The organism is Blautia sp. HCP3S3_H10_2 (assembly GCF_052122375.1).
Classification (GTDB): domain Bacteria; phylum Bacillota; class Clostridia; order Lachnospirales; family Lachnospiraceae; genus Blautia_A.
Window position 1 is genome coordinate 147370 of the sequence record NZ_JBQKCL010000001.1, and the last position, 15853, is coordinate 163222.

Here is a 15853-nt window from a genome sequence, read left to right on the forward strand (position 1 = left end):
GATACGAAGAGTCGTTTACTATGAAAGTCCTGTGCGGCAGCTATGAATCCAGAATGATTGCATGATAGATTTATGGACATCACACAGGCTAAACTTTCGTTTTAGTAGTAGAAAGGGGAAACAAATGCCTGCCAGTGATATTGGAATTGACCTGGGAACCAGAAACAGCCGGGTATTTTCCACAGGACGGGGACTGGTGCTCAGCGAGCCGTCTGTGGTGGTTTATGATAAGAATTCAGAAAAGATAAAAGCAATTGGAGAGGAAGCAAGACAGATGACTGGACATGCCTCCTCAAATATAGAAGTGATCCGTCCGATACGCCAGGGTGTGATCGTTGATTATACAGTTATGGAGAAGATGTTGAAATTCTTTATTTCCAAGGCTATGGGAAGACATTCTTTCCGGAAACCAAGGATCAGCATCTGCATTCCGAGTGGAACTACAGAGATTGAAAGGAAAGCAGTGGAGGAAGCTACTTATCAGGCTGGAGCCAGGGAAGTATTTCTCGTGGAAGAGCCCATTGCGGCTGCAATCGGTGCAGGGGTGGATGTAACGAAGCCCTTTGGAAATCTTATTGTAGACATCGGCGGGGGTACTACAGATGTAGCCGTGATCTCAATGGCAGGATCTGTTGTATCAGCCTCAGTGAAGGTGGCAGGGGATAATTTTGACCAGGCGATCATGAGCTATGTGCGAAAGAATCACAGCCTCTTTATTGGAGAAGAAGCAGCTGAGAACATTAAGATAAAAATCGGAACTGCCTGCCAGGAACCATCTCCCCGGACATTGGAAGTGAAGGGAAGAAATGTGATCACAGGGCTTCCCAAGGTAGTTACCTTAACTTCAGAAGAAATCCGGATCGCATTAAAGGATGCGACGAACCAGATCGTGGAAACCGTACATGGAGTTCTGGAGAAAACTCCGCCGGAACTGGCAGCAGATATAGTGGACAGAGGAATTGTGCTTACAGGTGGCGGCGCTATGCTGAAAGGTATGGACACTCTCATTGAGCAGAAGACCGGAGTTAGTACACTTACCGTGCAGGATGCCATGTCTGCAGTGGTTGTTGGTACGGGAAGATATGCGGAAGTAATTACAAAGATGGAGGAATGATCATGTCTGGCGCATACTATACAGCGACAGATGATCAGAGTGAAAAGGGTGCTGCATATGCAGTGCCCTTTGTGACCTACAGAGAATGTAACTGTTCAGAGCCAAGCGGATATATGTGCAAAAGTGTGAGTCATGCTTGCATGAACGAACACTTTTGCACATATATCCATTTGGCGGATACGCCACACCGATGAAATGCGCAGCATTTTGGAGGTTGGCTCTGAACAGTTACCAGAGAATAAAGAATGGACAAGAGATAACAGAAACCAAGAATTTAGCAGTGGGAGAGATGCAAATGAGCGATATGGTTACAGGATATATAGATCATGTTATATTCCGTAATGAAGAAAATGGATATACAGTGATGGTGATCAAGACTTCAGATTCAGAAGAGCTTACCTGTGTGGGAACTTTTCCGGATATTACCCAGGGAGTTACCATAGAAGCTGAGGGACAGTTTTCCCAGCATCACGTGTATGGCAGACAGTTCAATATTCGTTCTTATGTGGAGAAAGCGCCAGAAGACACTCAGGCTATGGAGCGCTATCTTGGATCCGGCGCCATCAAAGGGGTTGGAGTTGCTCTTGCTGCAAGAATTGTACGCTTTTTTGGAGAAGATACTTTAAGAATCGTGGAAGAAGAGCCGGAGAGGCTGGCCGAAGTAAAGGGAATCAGCGAAAAAAAGGCCAGAGAGATCGCCGCCCAGGTGACGGAGAAGGCAGATATGCGCAAAGCTATGATGTTCCTTCAGAAATATGGAATTTCCCTGAACCTTGGTGCAAAAATCTATCAGAAATATGGTCAGTCTGTGTATAATGTACTCCAGGAGAATCCGTACAGGCTGGCGGATGATATTTCGGGAGTCGGCTTTAAAATTGCAGATGCCATTGCATCCCGGATAGGGATTCATTCAGATTCAGATTACAGGATACGCAGCGGGATGATGTATACTCTTCTTCAGGCTTCAGGGGAAGGGCATATTTATCTCCCCAAGGAAGAGTTGTTTGCAAGAGCTTCCCAGCTGCTGCGCGTAGATGTTTCTTATATGGAGAAGCATCTGATGGATATGGCAATTGACAGGAAACTGGTTCTGAAAGATTTGGATGGCGTTACGCTTGTATATCCAAGCCAGTATTATAATCTGGAATTAAATACTGCCAGGATGCTTACAGAACTGAATATCCGTTATCCCCAGGATGAACAGATGATGGAGCGCAGAATTGCACAGATTGAGAAAGAGACAGGAACAGTTCTGGAAGAGATGCAGAAGAAAGCAGTTGTGGAAGCTGCGGGAAATGGTCTGTTTATTCTTACCGGAGGTCCTGGTACAGGAAAGACTACGACTATCAATGCCATTATCCGTTTTTTTGAAGGAGAAGGGGCCACTTTGCGGCTGGCTGCACCTACCGGCCGTGCAGCAAAGCGTATGACAGAGGCTACCGGATATGAAGCACAGACCATTCACCGCCTTCTGGAACTAAATGGAGTGCCGGATGATGACAACAGGCAGACGCAGGGAGTTCATTTTGAGCGGAATGCAGAGAATCCTCTGGATACAGATGTGATTATTATTGATGAAATGTCCATGGTGGATATTTTTCTGATGCATTCTCTGCTTCTGGCAGTAACCGCAGGAACAAGGCTGATTCTGGTGGGCGATGAGAACCAGCTTCCAAGTGTAGGTCCGGGAAATGTTTTAAGAGATATTATCCGCAGCAAAGTTTTTCCTGTAGTTGAGCTGAAGAAAATTTTTCGGCAGGCTTCTCACAGCGACATTGTGGTAAATGCCCATAAGATACACAATGGGGAACAGATCACCCTGGATAATAAGAGCAGGGATTTCTTTTTCCTGAAAAGATATGACGCAGATATTATTATTCGTGTGGTGATCGCCCTGATCCAGGAGAAGCTGCCGAAATATGTGGATGCGCGCCCTTTTGAGATACAGGTTCTCACACCCATGAGAAAGGGCCTGCTTGGAGTAGAACGGTTGAATCAGATTCTGCAGAGATATCTGAATCCACCGGAACCAGGCAAAAAGGAGAAAGAAATCGGAGACCGTATTTTCCGTGAAGGAGATAAGGTCATGCAGATAAAAAATAACTATCAGCTGGAATGGGAAATCCGTGGGAAATACGGAATTCCGGTTGAGGAAGGGGTAGGAGTATTCAACGGAGACACAGGAATCCTGAAAGAAATCAATGAGTTTGCGGAGACTGTCACAGTGGAATTTGAGGATGGACGTTTCGCAGATTATTCTTTCAAACAGCTGGAGGAGCTGGAGCTTGCCTATGCCATAACCATACATAAATCCCAGGGATCGGAATATCCGGCAGTTATTCTGCCGCTTCTGTCCGGCCCGAAGATGCTGATGAACCGTAATCTTTTATATACCGGGGTTACGAGAGCGAGGAAATGTGTAACTGTAGTTGGAAGTGAAGAAACCTTTGGGGAGATGATCCGCAATGAAAAACAGCAGAAGCGTTACAACTCTCTTGGGACAAGGATACAGGAACTTTCTGGATCTGCTGTATCCCAGACGGTGTCCCCTGTGTCACAGGATTCTGAATGATCGTCACGGGCTGCTATGTCCGGACTGCGCAAGGGATATCCAGCCTATAACAGGAGCGCGTTGCTACAAATGCGGAAAACCGGTGAAAGAAGAGGAAGAATACTGTTGGGATTGCCAGAAACATCCTGGAGCATTTGATCAGGGACGGGGGATTTTTCTTTATGATGACCGGATGAAATATTCAATAATGAAATATAAATATTTCGGCTGCAGGGAATACAGCCGTTTTTATGGGAAAGCCATGTATCTTTATGGAAAGAGCATGCTGAGCCAGTGGAAACCTCAGGTGATCGTTCCCGTTCCCCTGCATTGGAAAAAAATGAGGTCAAGAGGCTTTAACCAGGCCGAGCTTTTGGCACGGGAATTGTCCAGATACACCGGAATTTCTGTGAATACCAGGATGTTGAAGAAATGTCACACTACCAGATCACAAAAGAAACTGGATGCAGCCCAAAGAAGGAAGAATCTGCAGGAGGCATTTACAGTTATTGGGAATCCGGAAGGAATGCGGATTTTACTTATTGATGATGTATATACTACTGGAAGTACAATGGATGTGCTGTCACGGGCACTTCTGGAAAAAGGAGCAGCCAATGTGTTTTTTCTTACATTGTGTATTGGAAGGAACAGGTAAAAAAAGACTTTTCATGCCATGGGATATATGATACAATCATCATGTATGAGTATAGCTTTTTAAGAAATGCATAAGGAGCCATTTATGATAAACGAAGAAAAAGTAAAGGTAATGGACAAGCTTGCGCTATATGAGAAACAGGAAGGAAGGAAGTATCTTCCGGTAAGCAAGTACTACAGAAGTGATTATATTGGTCTGGCACTGATCAAGAATTTTTTCCTTGTGACAATCGGATATGGATTGATACTTGCTGTGATCGCAGCATATAATCTGGAATATCTGCTGGATAATGTCCATAAGATGGATCTGATTTCCCTTGGAATAGTCGTTCTGGCAGGATATGTTGGAATACTGGCATTGTATTCTGTATTGACCTATGTCCAGTATACCGTGAAATACCACAATGCCAAGAAGAGTGTGAAACAGTATTATACCCAGTTGACGAAGCTGGAGAAAATCTATACTCGTGAAGAAAAGAAAGTCGCAGGACGTGAAATGTCAGGAGGATATATAAAATGACAGCATTACTTGAATTAAAGCAGAAAATTAAAGGAATGTACGGACAGTATGAAATGTATATCCTGCCTGTAATGAAATTTATTCTTGCATTGGTTTACTTCCTTTGGATCAATGCCAATATGGGCTACATGACCCAGCTGGACAATGTATTCCTGGTATTGATACTGGGGCTGATCTGCTCGATTCTGCCAGCTTCTGCGATGATGTATATTGGATTTGTATTGATACTGGCACACTGCTATGCACTTGGTATAGAAGTTGCAGCATTTATGCTGGTTCTGATCTTACTGATGCTGATCTTTTTCCTGAGATTTAGCGGTGAACAGAATGTAATATTTGTATTTACCCCACTTTCTTTTGCCTTTAGTCTCCCAGCACTGCTTCCTATTGGAAGCGGACTGATGGAGAGCAGTTTATCTGCAATCCCGGCAGGATGCGGCGTGGTCATGTATTATTTTATCCGCTTTTTAAGAGCCCAGTCTACGATCCTTGTGAATCCGGAGCTGCAAATGACAGACAAGCTGCAGATCATGGCAGACGGACTTGTACAGAATTGGGGAATGTGGATCACAGTTGTAGCATTTGTGGCAGTAATCCTTCTGGTACACCTGATCCGTACCCGTTCATTTGATCATGCATGGAGGATATCCATAATTACAGGTGGCGTAGCTTACGTGTTTATAATGCTGGTTGGAAGTTTTGGAATGGACCTGAACGCAACAGTTGCGATGGTACCTCTCCTGATCTGCACGATCGCAGCGGTACTTCTGGCTCTGATACTGGAATTTTTCGCATTTGGCGGGGACTACAGCCGCGCCGAGCGACTTGAATATGAAGATGATGAGTATTTTTACTATGTAAAAGCAGTTCCGAAGGCTTCTGTTACCACCTCAGAGAGAAGCATCAAGAAAATAAATGCAGAGCCTGTACGGGAGGAACGTAAGGCAGAGGATAATACAGCTGCTTATGCAAATCCGATCTTCCGCCAGGATGAGAAACCGAAGAGGAAGAAAGTCTCTCCTGCGACAGAAAGGAAACCGAGACAGGCGGAGAAGCCAGCTGCGAAGGATGTTGATTTTGAGAAAAAACTTGAAGAATCCCTTAAGGATCTTTAAAGTTGCCGGAGAATCTGTTTCCGGTAACTCTTGAACAGAAAAAGGTTACCGGGGGAGTTTGTCCGGTAACCATTTTGTTATAAAAGAGAGTTTTTAAATTGCTGAAACAGGAAAGGAGTACACTATGCAGGATATGGCAGTCACATTATCAGGATATTTGTCCAAGCTCTCCCTGCCCAGTCTGGGAGTTACGGATATACTGGAGATTGCCCTGATTTCCTTTTTTATTTATCAGTTTATGGTGTGGATTAAATTCACCCGTGCTTATACACTGTTAAAGGGAATCCTGGTGGTACTTCTTTTTATTTTATTTGCCTATATTCTGAAAATGAACACCATTCTCTGGATCATTAAGAATCTTTCTACCATACTTCTTACCAGTGTTGTTGTTATTTTCCAGCCGGAATTGCGGAAAATGCTGGAGCAGCTGGGACAGAAAAAGATTATGGCTTCTATTCTGCCCCTTGATTCAGGAAAGGAAGTTCAGGAGAGATTTACAGATAAGACTATAAATGAACTTGTAAAAGCATGCTTTGATATGGGAGAAGTGCGGACGGGTGCATTGATCGTAATTGAGCAGAATATACGTTTAAGTGAGTATGAACGTACCGGAATCAATGTGGATGCAGTACTTACAAGCCAGCTTCTGATCAATATTTTTGAACACAATACGCCACTTCATGATGGAGCAGTTCTTGTACGTGGTAACCGGATCGTGGCCGCGACCTGTTATCTGCCCCTTTCAGATAATATGGAACTGAGCAAACAGCTTGGAACCCGTCATAGAGCCGGTGTAGGAATCAGTGAAGTGAGTGATTCCCTGACGATCATTGTTTCAGAAGAGACGGGACAGGTTTCTGTGGCCCAGAATGGAAAACTCAGCAGAGGACTTACCAGTGCAGAACTCAGATCTGCGCTGATCAAGGCACAGAATAAGAAGATTGTAAATAATAGTAAACTGCGTCATCTGTTGAAAGGGAGAATGAGACATGAAGAAGACAAAACTGACTAGGAATTTCACCTTGAAGATCATGTCTGTTTTCATCGGATTTCTGATCTGGTTTATTGTGGTAAATGTAGATAATCCGGTTTCAAGTAAAAGCATTACAATACCGGGAGATAAGGTGGAACTGCAGAATACGGCCTATGTGGACAGCGCAAACATGATGTGTATGCAGGATGATGATCCGGATCCTATCAGGGTTACGGTCACAGGGGAAAGAAGACTGCTTATGAAGGTCAGTCAGGCCAATATAACACTGACTGCAGATCTTCAGCAGGCTGGAAGTCTGGATACAGATCCTGTTATGGTGCCCATTACAGCGTCATGTCCTGGAATCAGTCCTGAGAATATTAAGGTGACCCCGCAGTATCTCAGTGTGAGGCTGGAAGAAAAGGTAACCCAGGAATTTCTGGTCAACGTGAATTATGGCTCCAGCCAGCCGGGAAAGGGCTATGAAGTTGGTTCCCAGACTGCCAGTCCGGAGAAAGTGAAGATTACAGGACCGAAGTCGCTGGTGAATAAAATTGACAAAGTAAATGCTACAGTTGATGTTGACGGCAAGACAAAAGATTTTTCCGAGGAAGCTGAACTGAATATAATCGATAAGAATCAGGACAGCCTGGCGGGCAGGATGGCTTATCTTACAATTGACAATACTAAGGTTGTAGTCACTACCAAATTCTGGAAGATCCGTACAGGAGTGAATATTGGTGCTAACTATGTGGGGGTACCTGCTGATGGCTACCAGGTAGAGAGTGTTACGACAGTTCCGGATACCATAAGTGTTGCAGGAACGGATGAAGCACTGGATAATCTGAAACAGAATGACAATACGATCTGGATTGGCGGCACCGATATTGATATTACAGGAGAGACCGCAGATATTGAGAAAAAAGTAAGTCTCAAGGACGTTCTTCCAGATGATCTGCAGCTGACAAGTGGAACCAGTGAAGATGTCTGGGTAAAAGTAAGCATTCTTCCTATTGGAAGTCATTCTTACGGTTTACTATCAAATCAGATCACAGTGAATCATCTTGACAGCAATCTTCTGGTAACATTTGGAACGGATAAGATTGAAATCCGTGTGAAAGCTACAGATGGAAATCTGGATGACTTTGATCTTGATAAAGTGAAAGCATCTGTTGATCTTGCAGATATGGGAGTTGGAAGCTATCAGATTCCGGTTTCCGTGAAACTGCCAGATGGTTTTGAACTTCTGGAAGATGTGACTGCAGATGTGACCATATCTGAGGTTTCAAATTCAGATTCAAATTCAAATAACGGATAAACAGATAAGGAAGTGAAGACATGGTAAGTGAGAAAGTACGGGTAAACAATCCATCAGGACTTCATTTACGTCCGGCGGGGATCCTCTGTAAGGAGGCGATGAAATATAAATCTCTTATTACATTTCAGTATGGTGGAGGCACAGCCAATGCCAAAAGTGTTCTCAGTGTCCTGGGAGCCTGTGTGAAATGCGGAGATGAGATCATTATATTTTGTGAAGGCGACGATGAGGAAGAAGCTCTGAGAAATCTTGTAACTGCTATTAACAATGGACTAGGTGAATAAGTTTTATAAACGGGAGGCATAAAAGTGAAAAAGAGAGTTGCAGCTGCATTTTTAGGGGTTATGTTAAGCGTGTCTATGGGGCTTGAAGTTCCTGCAGCAGCGTTAGATGCCGGATTTGAATCTGGTTTTACATCTGAGGAGGGCAGCGATGGGCAAGATGCTGGAAATACAGCAGAAGTGCAGCCATCTGACGATGGGAATAGTACAGTTGAGACTCCTGCTTCTGAGGGACAGCAGTCTCAGGAAGAAGTAAGTGATGGAAGCTTAACGGATAACGATATTGATGAAGGCGGGTTCACTTCTGGAGGGACTGTAACAGAAAGTGGAGAGACAGAACAGACTCAGGAATTTGAAAGTAATATCCAGAGTACTCCAGTTGATGTCGGGAATAATCCAGTGGATACAGCAACAGTTTCAACAACTGCTTCGGATAGCGTGTTTAACTGGGACGAATGGGAGCAGACGAGTGGTGGATTCAGACTCCGTAAGAAAATTGCTACAGTAGTTACAACTTCTGCAGAAGTGCAGGGTTCTACTACCCAGGATGCTGAAGCTGTAGTGACCGAGAGTGATTTTGCGGATGCTCAGACGGATGTGGATACACAATCCGAAGAAAATACCGGGGATGCAACGGGAAATACAGAGAGTGCTCAGACAGCAGATACAGCTAATGCCCAAGCAGCACCGCTTAGTTTTCAGGATCAGTATTATACTGCTGCTGACGGAATTGTAGAAATCACAACAAGATCTGAGACAGGTGCTACACACACTGGCTCTTATCTGTTTGATGAAAATGGAATTCTTGTTACAGGAATTAAGGTACTTACTGGAAATGAGAGTACCAATGGAAAAACAGGTGAATTTTACTTTACCGCAGCTGATAATGCGGAAGCATATCAGGAATTCACAGGTAAAGGAGCTGCTTTAGTTCCCTGGAAAACTAACGTTGGCCAGATGAAGAAGGACTACTGGCTGTGGAGTAAAACAGAAAACAAATTCCATTATTATGGAGCTGACGGAAAGGCTATGACGGTTGCCCAGCTGGATCAGGCAGCCAAAGCAAATAATACGTACACAGGATATTATAAGATCAATGATGAATATTACTGTCTGGATGCAAATGGGAAGCCACGCACAGGAGCAATCACTCTGACTGCGAAAGGAGCAAGTGCACAGTACTACTTTGTACCAGCAACAAATGCCGGGGAAATTCCAGGAAAAATGTTCCGCGATGGTTGGAAACTTTTCAAGAATGGTTCTAAGGAACAGTGGAAATATTATGATTCCGGTGAGCTGAACAGTGCAAAAATGGGACAGCTTCTGGTACATGGAATCATGGTTACAGATCTGGATGGACGTAAAGATGCCCAGAAATCTTATCTGCTGGATGCCAATGGATATCTTCTTAAGAGTGCTATGAAGAAAGCCGCTGATGGCAATTATTATATTACAGATAAGTATGGCAGCGTCTACAAGAACAGACTTGTTACATATAAGAAGAAACAGTACTATGTAAATGGAAATGGTGTACGTGCGAACTGGAAGAAGGGCTGGCACCGCTGTCCGGGAGCTGGTAACAGAATGTACTATTTTGGCTCAACAGCTGGTGTTATTGTTAAGAAGACCGGTTGGCAGAAGGTAACTACAACGAAGGGTAAATTCTATGGCTGGTTCTATTTTGACAAAAAAGGAAATCACTACACAAGTAAACTGAAGGGTGGATATTACTTCAAAGCCGATGGAAGACTTGCAAGCGGCATCACCGTGATCAATGGAAAGAGCTACTTCTTCAAACCATCTACCTCCAAGACAAGAAATGGTAAGATGGTAAAGAACCAGATGTTTGTCTACAAGAAGAAAACTTATTTTGCTGCGTCCAATGGTGTGCTTCGCAAGAGCGGATGGCAGAAGATTGACGGGAACTGGTATTATTTTAAAAACTTGAATGTTGTAAAAAATACATTCATTAAAAAAGGAAAAAAATACGGCTATGTAGATGCGACCGGTAAATATACCACAGGATGGGTTATTGTAGATAATTCCAAGAATCTGGTGAAATATATTAACCCGGATAAAAAAGGATTTGTAACGAATACATCTAAGAAAATTGATGGTAAATTATATTACTTCGACAAAAACGGTTACAGAATCAATGATCTGACCAATATTTATACGGGACCATATACGGTAGAAGTTGACCGTGTGAATGGTGTTATGACCGTTTATGCTGATTCTGCCCGCACGATTCCGGTTAAATCAATCCGTGTGTCTGTTGGAAATCCTGGAACACCAACACCTACAGGCAGATATACACTGACAAGCTATAGCAGATGGCAGCCTCTTATGGGACCATCCTGGGGACAGTATGGTACTCATGTAAATGGCGCTGGTCAGGGTGGAATTTTTGTTCACTCTATTGCATGTAGTTATGCTAACAGCTATAATCTTCCGGTAGGTGCATATTACAAGCTTGGAAGCCCTGCCTCACATGGATGTATCCGTACCTGTGTAGGAGATGCAAAATGGGTATACAATAATTGCAATGGTTCTACCATTTATATTTTCGATGGTAAATATAAGTCAGATGAAGTATTTAAGGGACCGCTTGGACGTCGTGCAATTGTACCGCTTAAGGGAACCAAGAATGGCGGATACTATGATCCAACTGATCCTGCCGCATAAGAAAAATATTATGATGTGTAATATTTTTTGAGAGTATCAGACATAAAAATGAGAAAAAGGCGCTTTAAAATTATCAGGTTTGATGATTTTGGGGCGCCTTTCTACTGTTTTGGAGAATAACGTTGAAATTTGAAATGGGAAACTGTATAATAACAAAGTAACACATTTTTAATATCTTAAATATAAACTACGCTAGAGCCTGTTTGAAAAAGGCTTTTTCTGGTTTGGCAATAAAATTGAAGGCGCTAGGAGGAGAAATGAATAAATGGAAAAAATGGCTGGTAGCGAGTTTGTTGACAGCTATGCTTGGAACAGCTGGAATTGCAGGGGGAGCAGTGAATGTTCGTGCAAACGCAGGAAAAAGCCCCTCTTCTGGAATCGGGAGTCTTTCGCCAGATGAGCAGGTGCCAAGTGTTGGTTCTTCATCAGCAAAGAAAGCAAATGCCAATGCATGGAAGAAAATCAATGGAGTCTGCTATAACGGAAGCGGTAAAAAAATTGAGAATGCCATTACAAGAGGAATTGATGTTTCAGAATGGCAGGGCAAGATAGACTGGAATGCTGCTAAAAATGATCTGGATTTTGCTTTTGTCCGTATTTCGTATGGAACAAGTCATCTGGACACTTATTATGATTATAATATGACACAGGCGGAAGCAGCAGGAGTACCAGTTGGTACTTATATATATAGTCTTGCAAGGAATAATAAAGAAGCATTGGCTGAGGCTCAGCTGGTGATCCGGCAGATGCAGGGGCATAAGGTATCCTATCCTGTAGTATTTGATCTGGAAGACGAGAAGACATTGGGAACGCTGACCAAGAAGGAAGTTTCCCAGGTTGCGCTTACCTTCTGTGATGAGATCCGTAAAGCAGGATATACACCTATGCTTTATATGAATTTGAACTGGTATAATAATTTTGTGGATTGGAGTGTGCTGGAAGGTTCCGGAATTGATGTGTGGATCGCAAGCTATGGGGATACGATTCTTGCACCCAATACGAATAATTACAGATATACGATCTGGCAGAGTACCGCTGGTGATGAAGTACCGAGTATGATTTCCACGAAACAATTGATCAGTGGGGTTCCGAAAGAGAATAATGTAGATGTAGATTTCGGTTTTGTAGATTATACGACCAGAATTATCCCAAGATGGAATGCCCAGGAGGGATATACACCGGCAGCTGAGCCATTGTTTGCGGATCCCAAGATCTACATGAATGGCTGGAAAACTGTAAGTGGCAAGAAGTATTACTATGAAAATGATATAAAAGCAACTGGCTGGAGAGAAATTGGCGGTAAATATTATTATTTCAGCCCGAAGGATGGCCATTTATGTAAGAGCACTGTTATCAAAACGGATTCCACAGCTTATTATGTAGATAAGAATGGTGTAAGGGTAAAAAATAAGGTTGTAACCAAATCTGGAAAGACCTATTATTTTGGTCCTGCCGGCAAAGCGTTAACAGGCATGCGAAAAATAAATAAAAAATATTATTGCTTCAGTCCGGTATCTTTTACAATGCAGAAGAATTATAAGTATGTGACACCTGGTGGAGCTATCTACTATTTTGACAGTAAGGGTGTCCGGGTAAAAAGAAAGTTTCTCACCATAACTGAAAATGGTAAGAAAAACACCTACTATTTTGGGGCAAACGGAAAAGCTTATAAGGGCTGGCATACAATAAATGGTAAAAAGTATTATTTTTATCGTGGTACAGGAGCCAAAGCGGGTGTGCGCGCACAGAGTGTCCGTCTGACAAGCAGTGATGGCGTTGTATCTGTATTTAATAAAAATGGCGTATGCAAGAAACAATATAAAGCTAAAAAGTAAAAATATGAAAGTGCCAGCTGCAGACCAATAAAAGTATGCAGAACACTTTTGAGTAGATATACCAATAAGAATGATAAGGAGAAATCAAAATGGGAAAAATTAAAGTAACAAACTGCGATGATATTGAAGGATTAAAGGTAATTGAGCCAACCGTATTTGGGGATTCCAGAGGCTATTTCATGGAGACCTATAACTATAATGACTTTAAAGAAGCTGGAATTGATGTAGAATTTGTACAGGACAACCAGTCCAGCTCACGTTACGGAGTTCTCCGTGGTCTTCATTTCCAGCTGAACTATCCGCAGGATAAGCTTGTCCGTGTAGTAAATGGAGAGGTATTTGACGTAGCGGTAGATTTAAGAAAGGGTTCCAAGACCTATGGAAAATGGTACGGTGTTGTTCTTTCTGCTGAGAATAAGAAGCAGTTCTTTATTCCGAAAGGATTTGCCCACGGATTCCTGGTTCTTTCTGAGAACGCAGAGTTTACCTACAAATGCTCTGATTTTTATCATCCAAACGATGAAGGCGGCCTTATCTGGAACGATCCGGACATCAATGTCCAGTGGCCGATTCCGGAAGGCATGGAGCTGATCTTCTCTGACAAAGACCAGAAATGGGGAAGCTTCAAGGAATTAAACAGATAGGAGACAGCAGATGCTTAAGTCTATTTTATCTTTGCCGGCGGATTTATACAAAAACCGCCGGCTGGTTATGAAACTGGCCAAAAACGATTTTAAGACCAGATATGCAGGTTCTTATTTCGGAACCTTCTGGGCATTCGTTCAGCCTGTGGTGACAATTCTGGTATATTGGTTTGTATTTTCAGTGGGGTTCCGGTCCAATACAGATGAGCTGGGAGTCCCTTTTGTGCTTTATCTGGTAGCTGGTATCGTGCCCTGGTTTTTCTTTTCCGATGCGCTTTCCGGAGGATCTAATGCACTTCTGGAATACGATTACCTTGTAAAAAAGGTAGTGTTTAATATCAGTGTCCTCCCGGTTGTAAAGATTCTTTCAGCTGCATTTGTACATGGATTTTTTATCATTCTGGCAATTGTACTCTATATGTTTAACGGAAGATTTCCTGACTGGTATTATCTTCAGATCTTTTATTACAGCTTCTGTGTTTTTGCGCTAGTTCTTGGCTTGTGCTATGCGACCAGCGCGGTTGTGGTACTTTTCCGTGACCTTAAACAGGTAATCAATATTGCATTACAGGTAGGCGTATGGCTGACTCCTATCATGTGGGTGGCAGAAAGCATGATCGGTACCACAAGCATCCTGTATAAAATACTTCAGCTGAATCCCATGTTTTACATTGTATCCGGATACAGAGACGCATTCATTATGAAACGCTGGTTTTTCGAAAGACCATTGTGGACTTTATATTTCTGGGGATTTGCATTTGGCTGCTTCCTGCTCGGAAACTGGGTATTTAAGCGCCTTCGTGTTCATTTTGCGGATGTTCTGTAAAACATAAATAGAAGTAACCGTTCAGCGTCTGCTTCCCAGATGTATAGCGCAGAACCGTTACAAATAGAAAGGAAATAACGTGGAAAGTAAGAATGCCATTGAAATAAGAAATCTGTCGAAAATGTATAAGCTGTACAATAAACCGCTGGACCGTCTGGTGGATTCTCTTGGGCTTACCAGGAAGAAGCTGTATAAAGAGCATTATGCATTGCGAGACATTAATTTTGATATAGGTGTTGGCGAATGTGTGGGAATTATCGGAACCAATGGCTCCGGTAAATCCACTATTCTGAAAATCATTACAGGTGTCCTTTCCCCCACAGGCGGAAGCATCACTGTAAATGGAAGAATTTCTGCACTTCTTGAACTGGGTGCAGGATTTAACCCGGAATATTCCGGCCTGGAGAATATATATCTGAATGGTACCATGATGGGATTTACGGAAGAAGAAATTGATGCCAGACTGGATGATATTCTCAATTTCGCAGACATCGGGGAATTTGTCCACCAGCCTGTGAAGACATATTCAAGTGGTATGTTTGTGCGTCTGGCATTTGCTGTTGCAATCAATATCGATCCGGAAATTCTTGTGGTCGATGAAGCTCTTTCTGTTGGAGATGTATTTTTCCAGTCGAAATGCTACCGTAAGTTTGAAGAGTTCAAAAAGCAGGGGAAAACAATCTTATTTGTAAGCCACGATCTGGGAAGTATTTCCAAATACTGCGATCGTGTTATCCTTTTAAACCAGGGAGAAATGCTGGATCAGGGAACCCCTAAGGCAATGGTTGATATGTACAAGCAGCTTCTTGTACGCCAGAATCCTGTGAAACAGGCCCAGATGAAGGAAGCTTTGCGGGAAAGCCAGAAAAAAGGCTTCCAGATGAATCCGAATACACTGGAATATGGGGAAAAACAGGCGGAGATCGTGGATTTTGTGGTGATCGATTCCAAAGGACGCCAGAGCAACACCATCGAAAAAGGAACCAGCTTCCAGATCAAAATGAGAATCCATTTTAACGAAAATATTTTACAGCCGATCATGGCTTTCACGTTCAAAAATATCCAGGGAACGGAGATTACAGGAACCAATACCATGTATGAGGGCGTGAACGTGGAAAATACGGAGCCTGGAAGTGAATGTGTGGTAACTTTCGAGCAGAAAATGGATCTCCAGGGTGGGGAATACCTTCTTTCCTTTGGGTGTACAGGCTACCAGAATGGAGAATTTACCGTATTCCACCGTTTATATGATGCATGCAACATAACAGTAGTTTCTGTGAAGAACACAGTAGGATTTTACGATATGAATTCCAAAGTGCAGATAGAGGAACAATAAA

At 42.9% G+C, this 15853-nt stretch carries 13 protein-coding genes and 1 pseudogene; all 14 read left to right on the forward strand.

Annotated elements, in window-relative coordinates; genetic code table 11:
* Positions 1-124 precede the first annotated feature (124 nt).
* The 14 genes and pseudogenes from ACTQWB_RS00710 (at position 125) to ACTQWB_RS00775 (ending at position 15852) form a co-directional block, all read left to right on the forward strand.
* A complete protein-coding gene (locus tag ACTQWB_RS00710; RefSeq protein ID WP_441499889.1) occupies positions 125-1114 on the forward strand; it encodes a rod shape-determining protein in 990 nt (329 codons plus the stop codon).
* A 295-nt stretch (positions 1115-1409) separates the two neighbouring features.
* The gene (gene recD2, locus ACTQWB_RS00715; protein WP_441499890.1) at positions 1410-3686 is read left to right on the forward strand and encodes an SF1B family DNA helicase RecD2; all 2277 of its coding nucleotides are present in this window, start codon (positions 1410-1412) and stop codon (positions 3684-3686) included.
* Positions 3679-3744 (forward strand): annotated as a pseudogene (locus ACTQWB_RS00720) (hypothetical protein); the annotation flags it as partial. The gene recD2 and the pseudogene ACTQWB_RS00720, both read left to right, overlap by 8 nt.
* A gap of 24 nt (positions 3745-3768) precedes the next feature.
* The gene (locus ACTQWB_RS00725) at positions 3769-4320 is read left to right on the forward strand and encodes a ComF family protein (RefSeq protein ID WP_441500098.1); all 552 of its coding nucleotides are present in this window, start codon (positions 3769-3771) and stop codon (positions 4318-4320) included.
* 84 nt (positions 4321-4404) lie between these two features.
* Positions 4405-4839 carry a hypothetical protein gene (locus tag ACTQWB_RS00730; RefSeq protein WP_441499891.1) on the forward strand — a complete coding sequence of 145 codons (435 nt, stop codon included), beginning with the start codon at positions 4405-4407 and terminating at the stop codon, positions 4837-4839.
* Positions 4836-5954 carry a hypothetical protein gene (locus tag ACTQWB_RS00735; protein WP_441499892.1) on the forward strand — a complete coding sequence of 373 codons (1119 nt, stop codon included), beginning with the start codon at positions 4836-4838 and terminating at the stop codon, positions 5952-5954. The genes ACTQWB_RS00730 and ACTQWB_RS00735 overlap by 4 nt, the downstream gene beginning before the upstream one ends.
* Before the next feature lie 133 nt (positions 5955-6087).
* Positions 6088-6966 carry a diadenylate cyclase CdaA gene (gene cdaA / locus ACTQWB_RS00740; RefSeq protein ID WP_441500099.1) on the forward strand — a complete coding sequence of 293 codons (879 nt, stop codon included), beginning with the start codon at positions 6088-6090 and terminating at the stop codon, positions 6964-6966.
* Positions 6944-8245, forward strand: a complete 1302-nt coding sequence (locus ACTQWB_RS00745; protein WP_441499893.1) for a CdaR family protein — start codon at positions 6944-6946, stop codon at positions 8243-8245. Before cdaA ends, ACTQWB_RS00745 begins: the two co-directional genes overlap by 23 nt.
* Positions 8246-8265: 20 nt before the next feature.
* Positions 8266-8529, forward strand: coding sequence for an HPr family phosphocarrier protein (locus tag ACTQWB_RS00750; protein WP_441499894.1), 264 nt, complete (start codon positions 8266-8268; stop codon positions 8527-8529).
* A 24-nt stretch (positions 8530-8553) separates the two neighbouring features.
* Positions 8554-11211 carry a L,D-transpeptidase family protein gene (locus ACTQWB_RS00755; RefSeq protein WP_441499895.1) on the forward strand — a complete coding sequence of 886 codons (2658 nt, stop codon included), beginning with the start codon at positions 8554-8556 and terminating at the stop codon, positions 11209-11211.
* A 257-nt stretch (positions 11212-11468) separates the two neighbouring features.
* On the forward strand, positions 11469-13046 hold the full coding sequence (locus ACTQWB_RS00760; protein WP_441499896.1) for a GH25 family lysozyme: 1578 nt from the start codon (positions 11469-11471) through the stop codon (positions 13044-13046).
* A gap of 89 nt (positions 13047-13135) precedes the next feature.
* The gene (rfbC, locus tag ACTQWB_RS00765; protein ID WP_441499897.1) at positions 13136-13690 is read left to right on the forward strand and encodes a dTDP-4-dehydrorhamnose 3,5-epimerase; all 555 of its coding nucleotides are present in this window, start codon (positions 13136-13138) and stop codon (positions 13688-13690) included.
* Positions 13691-13700: 10 nt separating this feature from the next.
* Positions 13701-14516 carry an ABC transporter permease gene (locus ACTQWB_RS00770; protein WP_441499898.1) on the forward strand — a complete coding sequence of 272 codons (816 nt, stop codon included), beginning with the start codon at positions 13701-13703 and terminating at the stop codon, positions 14514-14516.
* A gap of 121 nt (positions 14517-14637) precedes the next feature.
* Positions 14638-15852 carry an ABC transporter ATP-binding protein gene (locus ACTQWB_RS00775; protein ID WP_441500100.1) on the forward strand — a complete coding sequence of 405 codons (1215 nt, stop codon included), beginning with the start codon at positions 14638-14640 and terminating at the stop codon, positions 15850-15852.
* Position 15853 lies beyond the last annotated feature (1 nt).

Bases quoted from the DNA above. Each gene is read 5' to 3' on its own strand.
- ACTQWB_RS00710 (WP_441499889.1), top strand. From the start codon at position 125: ATGCCTGCCAGTGATATTGGAATTGACCTGGGAACCAGAAACAGCCGG.
- cdaA (WP_441500099.1), top strand. From the start codon at position 6,088: ATGGCAGTCACATTATCAGGATATTTGTCCAAGCTCTCCCTGCCCAGT.
- ACTQWB_RS00750 (WP_441499894.1), top strand. From the start codon at position 8,266: ATGGTAAGTGAGAAAGTACGGGTAAACAATCCATCAGGACTTCATTTA.
- ACTQWB_RS00760 (WP_441499896.1), top strand. From the start codon at position 11,469: ATGAATAAATGGAAAAAATGGCTGGTAGCGAGTTTGTTGACAGCTATG.
- ACTQWB_RS00770 (WP_441499898.1), top strand. From the start codon at position 13,701: ATGCTTAAGTCTATTTTATCTTTGCCGGCGGATTTATACAAAAACCGC.
- recD2 (WP_441499890.1), top strand. From the start codon at position 1,410: ATGAGCGATATGGTTACAGGATATATAGATCATGTTATATTCCGTAAT.
- ACTQWB_RS00775 (WP_441500100.1), top strand. From the start codon at position 14,638: ATGTATAAGCTGTACAATAAACCGCTGGACCGTCTGGTGGATTCTCTT.
- ACTQWB_RS00730 (WP_441499891.1), top strand. From the start codon at position 4,405: ATGATAAACGAAGAAAAAGTAAAGGTAATGGACAAGCTTGCGCTATAT.
- rfbC (WP_441499897.1), top strand. From the start codon at position 13,136: ATGGGAAAAATTAAAGTAACAAACTGCGATGATATTGAAGGATTAAAG.
- ACTQWB_RS00745 (WP_441499893.1), top strand. From the start codon at position 6,944: ATGAAGAAGACAAAACTGACTAGGAATTTCACCTTGAAGATCATGTCT.
- ACTQWB_RS00735 (WP_441499892.1), top strand. From the start codon at position 4,836: ATGACAGCATTACTTGAATTAAAGCAGAAAATTAAAGGAATGTACGGA.